This window comes from Nocardia sp. NPDC024068 (assembly GCF_040638875.1).
Classification (GTDB): Bacteria; Actinomycetota; Actinomycetes; order Mycobacteriales; family Mycobacteriaceae; genus Nocardia.
Genome location: NZ_JBEZYU010000113.1, coordinates 1 through 4,755, shown reverse-complemented (window position 1 = coordinate 4,755; position 4,755 = coordinate 1). Strand labels below are relative to the sequence as shown.

The following is a 4,755-nucleotide window of genomic DNA, read 5'->3' as shown; positions in this document are numbered from 1 at the left end:
TGGCTTCGCCACATGCGCTTCGAGGGCTGACAGCAGACGCGGGCCGAACCCTTTGTGGGCCTCGCTGAACTCGGCACCGAGAAGGTGACCCATTCCGTGGACCAGCCTGGTTCGGATCGGAACCGGGTGGTGACGCTGGTACCGGACCATGCGCTGCGTAGTACGGGGTGCCTTCGCGGAGATCTCACGTCTTTATCCGGATGGTCGCTATCTGTCCTGGGTGGGGCCCGCCCGGTTCTGGAGCGACCAGAGGGAGGGAGCGCAGCGACCGACCGGCGGGAGTGAAGAATCGGGTTAATAGGGCCCCACCCTCGAGCGGCGGAGCCGCTCCAAAATTCCAGCCCCGAACCCCGGCGGATCGGGGGCGGGGCGAAAATGGCTTCATGACACGTATTGCAGTGATCGGCGGTGGCCGGATCGGTGAGGCTTTGATTGCCGGTCTGCTCGAGGCCGGGCGGCCCGTCAAGGATCTGGTTGTGGTCGAGACACATACCGACCGGGCCGAGTTGCTGGGGCAGCGGTTGGGGGTCCGGGTCACCGATTCCGTCGACGATGCCGCGGTGGGGGCGGATCTGCTGGTGGTGGCGGTGAAGCCGGGGGATGTGGACGCGGTGCTCACCGAGCTCGGGAAGGCGGATCTGGGCGGCGATCGGGATCAGATCCTGGTGTCGCTGGCGGCGGGGGTGCCGACGGCACGGCTGGAGGGCAAATTGCCGGCCGGTTTCCCGGTGGTCAGGGTTATGCCGAATACGCCGATGCTGGTCGGCGCGGGCATGAGTGTGCTGGCTGCGGGCCGCTACGCCAAGCCCGAGCAATTGGACCTGGTGACCGAGCTGCTGAGCACCGTGGGCCAGGTGTGCGTGGTTCCGGAGGCCCAGATGGACGCGGTGACGGCGGTGTCGGGGTCCGGGCCGGCGTATTTCTTCCTGGTGGTGGAGGCCATGGTCGAGGCGGGAGTGGGGCTCGGGCTGACCCGCGATATCGCCACGCAGCTTGTCAACCAGACCATGCTGGGTTCGGCCGCCATGCTGGCCGAGTCGGGTCAGAGCGCGGTAGATCTGCGGGCCGCGGTCACCTCGCCGGCGGGTACGACGGCGGCAGCGGTGCGTGAGTTGGAGCGGGCGGGTCTGCGGTCGGCGTTCCTGGAGGCGCTACATGCGGCCAAGCAGCGGTCGGCGGAACAGGGAGCGTCGTCGGAATGACCGGCTGACCCCCAGCGTATGAACCTGATTTCTCACTCCCGTCGCAGTAATCCCACTGGTCCCGCTAAGCTTCAAGGAGCACGTGCGTGTCTGTTCCGCCGGTGGGGAAGCCGGCGGCGCGGACGTGCCGGAGGTCAGTGGTGCGATGATGTCTTCGAACAAGATGTCCGCTAGCGGCGGCGGTGGTTCGTCGCCCGGACAATCGATACTCGGCGGTGGTACGCATTTCCTCACCGTCGCCGAAGTGGCGAATTTGATGAGAGTTTCCAAGATGACGGTGTACCGGCTGGTGCACTCGGGCGAGTTACCGGCGGTACGCGTCGGGAGATCGTTCCGGGTGCATGCCAAGGCGGTGCACGAATATCTGGAGACGTCCTACTTCGATGCCGGGTGAAGGCGGTTACCGGCACCGCCCGGCGGGCCGGTAACATCAACCCTCGCTGTGTTGGATCGGTGGCTTGCTGCGGCCCTGTCGTGGTCGGGCGTAGCCGCCGTCTGCAGGGCCGAGGGTCTGCCCCCGGAGGGGCTGCGAGTTTTCGGCCACCAGGCAACCGGGCATACGACCGGACAGTTGACGTAAGCGAGCGCATGGAAGCGCCGAGGAGAGAACGCGAGGACACCCTATGGGTTCTGTGATCAAGAAGCGCCGCAAGCGCATGTCGAAGAAGAAGCACCGCAAGCTGCTTCGTCGTACCCGCGTGCAGCGGCGCAAACTCGGCAAGTAAGCGCAACTCGCGCGTCGCAATCCACGAAACCCGCTACCATTCGGTGGCGGGTTTTCGTTGCGTTTCGATCGACTGAAGTTGGGGTTAGGTCCCCGTTAATAAGCCGGGGGTCACGGCTGGGGCCGTTACGCTGGTACTCGGAACTCATGAGCGGGGGATCGATGCTCGAGGTGGATTGGTCCGGTGCAGATGGACACTGAAGCGAACGGCGAATACAGGCCCCGAGTCGTGCTGGTGACCGGCGCCAGCCGCTACTTCGGCGGCAATGTCGTGTGCTCGCTGGCCTCCGATCCCGATATCGAACGCGTTATCGCAGTCGATGTACTCACCCCGAGCCCGCCGCTGCGCCGGCGAATGGGCCGCGCCGAATTCGTGCGCGCCGATATCCGGAATCCGTTGATCCGCAAAGTTATCGAGCGTTACCAGGTCGACACCGTCGTGCATACCGCGGTGCTGTCGCAGCCGCCGTCGGGTGGGGGCCGGGTCGCGATGAAGGATATGAACGTTCTGGGCGCGATGCAGTTGTTCGCGGTCTGCCAGAAGTCACCGACTGTGCGCCGGGTGGTGTTGCGCTCGACTTCGGGGGTATACGGGGGCAGTGCCAAGGATCCAGCGAAGTTCACCGAGGAAATGAGCGCCCGGAGGGCACCGGGCGGCTGGTTCGCGCGCGATCTGATCGAGATCGAAGGCTTTGCGCGCGGGCTGGCTCGACGCCGCCCGGATATCAATGCCATAACATTGCGCCTCGCGCCGATCGTGGGGCCCGGTCTCGGTGGCCGCGCCGCGCAGATGTTGCGCTCGCCGATCACTCCCACAGTGCTCGGACGGGACGCGCGGATGCAATTCCTGCACGAAGAGGATGCGGTCGCAGCCCTCGTTCATGCCACCCGGTCCGGTCCGGGTGGTACCTACAACGTCGCCGGCGACGGCGCTCTCTCGCTTTCCCAAGCGGTGCGTCGTGCCGGAAGGGTCGCGGTACCGGTACCGTGGTCAGTGTTCCGCACCGTCGGCCGGACCTTGATGGGCCCGGTTATGCGTGATTTCAGTTCCGAGCAGCTCGACTATTTCCTTTTCGGTTGTGGTCTGGATACGACGCGAATGCGCACCGAACTCGGTTTCGAGCCGCGCTGGACGACGGTACAGGCGTTCGACGACTTCACCGGGGGCGCAGCGTTGCGGCCCGTAGTCGATCCAGCGTGGATCGACGCCGCAGAAAACAAACTGCTCGGCCTTCTCGGGGCCGGTACGGGAGCACATACATGAACGACGTCGCCAAAGTCATTCGGCTGCAAGATCTCGCTACCGTGCCGCGGCAACGACCCGCGGCCCGGAACTGGGCCGGTCCCGCGGACAGCTCGGTGACTTCGCTGACCGACCGTCTCGGTCCGGCGGAGCCGCCCGCCCCCCGTTCGATGGCCGATCTGATGCGCGACGCCGTCGGCAAGCAGATCGGCCGCACTGCCGAATTCGCCCGGCGCCGGCTCACCGGCGACTACCAGGTCGACGAGTTCGGGTTCGACGAGCATCTGCTCGAATCGGTCCTCCTCCCCGCGCTGCGCCCGCTCGCGGACAACTGGTTCCGCGTTCAGGTCAACGGGATGGAGAACATCCCAGAGGCCGGTGGCGCGCTGATCGTGGCGAACCACGCCGGCACCGTTCCCCTCGACGGACTGATGCTTCAGCTCGCGGTCCACGACAGCCATCCGAAACAGCGCGCGCTACGGCTACTCGCGGCCGATCTCGTCTTCGAGGTGCCGATGCTGGGCACTCTCGCCCGCAAGGCCGGCCACACCCTGGCCTGCCGCCCCGACGCCGAGCGCCTGCTGCGTTCGGGCGAACTCACCGGCGTGTTCCCGGAGGGATTCAAAGGGGTCGGCAAAAAGTACGCGGACCGCTACAAACTGCAGCGCTTCGGTCGCGGCGGGTTCGTGGCCGCCGCGGTGAAGGCCGGAGTGCCGATCATTCCGTGCTCGATCGTCGGGTCCGAGGAGATCTACCCGAAGCTCGCCGATATCAAGCCGCTGGCCCGGTTGCTCGGCCTGCCGTACTTCCCGGTGACCCCCACCTTCCCGCATCTGGGCCCGCTGGGCGCGATCCCGCTGCCGTCGAAGTGGTACATCGAATTCGGCGCCCCGATCAGCACCACGGACTACGTCGCCGAAGACGCCGACGACCCGATGCTCATGTTCGAGGTCACCGACCAGGTTCGCGAAACCATCCAGCAAACCCTCTACAAACTCCTGATAAAGCGGCGCAACGCTTTCATGGGGTGAAGCGTTGGAGCGCCTCCGCCCTTTCGAGGAAGGGTGGGGGTTGAAGCGGCCCCTCCGTCAAGGGGGCGGATCGACGCCTCCGCCAAGGGTCGCGGAGGGGGTTGGAGCGGCCCCTCCGCGAAAGGGGTGTTCGGATCGACGCCTCCGCGAAGGGTCGGGGAGGGGGTTGAAGCGAACCCTCCGTGAAGGTGAGTTCGGATCGACGCCTCCGTCAAGGGTCGGGCTGTGATTTTGGAGGCGCTCCGCGCCTCGAGGGTGGGGCCCTGCATCCCGGTTCTTCACTCCCGCCGGTCAGTCGCTGCGCTCCCTCCCTCTGGTCGCTCCAGAACCGGGCGGGCCCCACCCTTCACGGATGCGACCATCCGGATAAAACGAGAGATCTCCGCGAACGCACCCTGCACTACGCAGCGCCTGGTCCGGTACCGGCGTCACCCCCCGGTTCCGATCCGGACCGGGCGCATCCACGGAATGGGTCACTTTCTCGGTGCCGAGTTCAGCGAGGCCCTGAAAGGGTTCGGCCCGCGTCTGCTGTCAGCCCTCGAAGCGCATGTGGCG

At 66.2% G+C, this 4,755-nt stretch carries 5 protein-coding genes; all 5 read left to right on the top strand.

The genetic code is table 11. The annotated features are described in order from the left end of the window. The first annotated feature begins 383 nt into the window (after positions 1-383). Entirely contained in the window at positions 384-1,202 is an 819-nt protein-coding gene (gene proC / locus AB0F41_RS31405; RefSeq protein WP_357430196.1) for a pyrroline-5-carboxylate reductase, read from the top strand. Between the two features lie 145 nt (positions 1,203-1,347). Next, positions 1,348-1,596, top strand: a complete 249-nt coding sequence (locus tag AB0F41_RS31400; RefSeq protein ID WP_357430194.1) for a helix-turn-helix domain-containing protein — start codon at positions 1,348-1,350, stop codon at positions 1,594-1,596. 229 nt (positions 1,597-1,825) lie between these two features. Continuing rightward, positions 1,826-1,927, top strand: a complete 102-nt coding sequence (locus AB0F41_RS31395) for an AURKAIP1/COX24 domain-containing protein (protein ID WP_003402602.1) — start codon at positions 1,826-1,828, stop codon at positions 1,925-1,927. A gap of 189 nt (positions 1,928-2,116) precedes the next feature. Further along, complete coding sequence (locus AB0F41_RS31390) at positions 2,117-3,190, top strand: NAD-dependent epimerase/dehydratase family protein (protein ID WP_357430192.1); 1,074 nt, start codon at positions 2,117-2,119, stop codon at positions 3,188-3,190. Further along, positions 3,187-4,200, top strand: a complete 1,014-nt coding sequence (locus AB0F41_RS31385; protein ID WP_357430190.1) for a lysophospholipid acyltransferase family protein — start codon at positions 3,187-3,189, stop codon at positions 4,198-4,200. Before AB0F41_RS31390 ends, AB0F41_RS31385 begins: the two co-directional genes overlap by 4 nt. The last annotated feature ends 555 nt before the right edge of the window (positions 4,201-4,755 follow it).

Bases quoted from the DNA above. Each gene is read 5' to 3' on its own strand.
- proC (WP_357430196.1), top strand. From the start codon at position 384: ATGACACGTATTGCAGTGATCGGCGGTGGCCGGATCGGTGAGGCTTTG.
- AB0F41_RS31400 (WP_357430194.1), top strand. From the start codon at position 1,348: ATGATGTCTTCGAACAAGATGTCCGCTAGCGGCGGCGGTGGTTCGTCG.
- AB0F41_RS31395 (WP_003402602.1), top strand. From the start codon at position 1,826: ATGGGTTCTGTGATCAAGAAGCGCCGCAAGCGCATGTCGAAGAAGAAG.
- AB0F41_RS31390 (WP_357430192.1), top strand. From the start codon at position 2,117: ATGGACACTGAAGCGAACGGCGAATACAGGCCCCGAGTCGTGCTGGTG.
- AB0F41_RS31385 (WP_357430190.1), top strand. From the start codon at position 3,187: ATGAACGACGTCGCCAAAGTCATTCGGCTGCAAGATCTCGCTACCGTG.